This window comes from Streptomyces viridosporus, from assembly GCF_002078235.1.
In the GTDB taxonomy this organism is placed as follows: domain Bacteria; phylum Actinomycetota; class Actinomycetes; order Streptomycetales; family Streptomycetaceae; genus Streptomyces; species Streptomyces viridosporus.
Genome location: NZ_MSGP01000934.1, coordinates 344 through 919 on the forward strand (window position 1 = coordinate 344; position 576 = coordinate 919).

Consider the following 576-nt stretch of genomic DNA (forward strand, 5'->3'; position numbering starts at 1 on the left):
GGCGCCCGGCGGATCCGTCGCCTACTTCGGCCCGCCCGAGGAGGCGCTGAACTTCTTCGGTTACGACACCTGGGCCGACGTCTTCTCCGCCTTCGAGAACTACCGGGACTACGACTGGGCGGGCCGCTGGAAGGGCTCGCAGCACTACCAGATGTACGCCGCGGACATCGACGCCGTCGCGCCGCAGTCCGTACAGGTCCCGGCGATGCAGGCGATGAGGCCGCCGAAGCCGCAGGGCTGGATGTCGCAGTTCGCCACGCTGGTGCGCCGCTACCTCTCGGTGATCGTCTCCGACAAGGGCTTCCTCGCCCTGATGGTGATCCTGCCGGCCGTGCTCGGTGCGGTCAGCCTGCTGATCGACGCGGACAAGGGGCTGCTGCCCAACCCGCCCAACCCGCAGACCGGCCGGATCGTCCCGAACGGCACGGCGACCACGGTCCTGCTGATCCTCGCGGTCGGCGCCTGCTTCGCGGGTGCCGCGAACTCCGTGCGCGAGCTGATCAAGGAACGGGTCATCTACGAGCGGGAGCGCGCCACCGGCCTGTCCCGCTCGGCGTACCTGATGTCCAAGGTGTT

At 69.1% G+C, this 576-nt stretch carries 1 pseudogene; it reads left to right on the top strand.

What is annotated here, in order from left to right:
• A pseudogene (locus tag B7L92_RS43465) lies at positions 1 to 576 on the top strand (ABC transporter ATP-binding protein); the annotation flags it as partial.